Genomic DNA, 640 nt, shown 5'->3' with positions numbered 1-640 from the left:
CACAAGACTAAGGACGATGATGTGTTGCTTACTCTGTGCGAACGAAAGACGCGTCAGTTCTTCATGATCAAGATTGAGGATAAGACCTCAGCTAGCGTTATGAAGGCATTTGATAAGCTTCGAGAGTACTACGGATCCAAATGGAATCAAATCTTTAAGTCTATCACAACCGACAACGGATCTGAGTTCGCAGATCTATCCGATCTTGAGCAAGTTTCCAAGACTCTTGTGTACTACGCTCACCCTTATACATCCTGTGATAAAGGCAGCGTAGAACGGCACAACGGGCTTATCAGGCGCTATATTCCCAAGGGAGACCGTATGGATAAGTACAGTGTGGAAGATATTGCTAAGATCGAGGTATGGTGCAACTCTCTTCCTCGGAAGATCTTAAACTACAAGACTCCAGAAGAGTACTTTGACACCGAACTTGACCGCATTTACCGGCGTAGATAGTCAAAATCTACTAGATGTTATGGTAAGTGTTCAATTTATTCTTGCAATTGGCGAAGAAAAAAATTTCTTTCATAAGTAATGATGTACATTCTTAGTATTACTTGCTATACTGAAAAGTAAGTTGTTGGTTACTTTTAGTAAGTTTAATAAATGCAAGTAAGATTAGATTGGATTAGACTAGATA

1 pseudogene is annotated in these 640 nt (G+C 39.7%); it reads left to right on the top strand.

What is annotated here, in order from left to right:
- Positions 1–456: pseudogene (locus tag CXQ97_RS18825) on the top strand (IS30-like element ISL7 family transposase); the annotation flags it as partial.
- Between the last annotated feature and the right edge of the window lie 184 nt (positions 457–640).

Origin of the sequence: Arthrobacter sp. B0490 (assembly GCF_002929355.1) — a bacterium.
In the GTDB taxonomy this organism is placed as follows: domain Bacteria; phylum Actinomycetota; class Actinomycetes; order Actinomycetales; family Micrococcaceae; genus Arthrobacter_D.
This window is presented reverse-complemented; position numbering and strand designations above follow the sequence as displayed.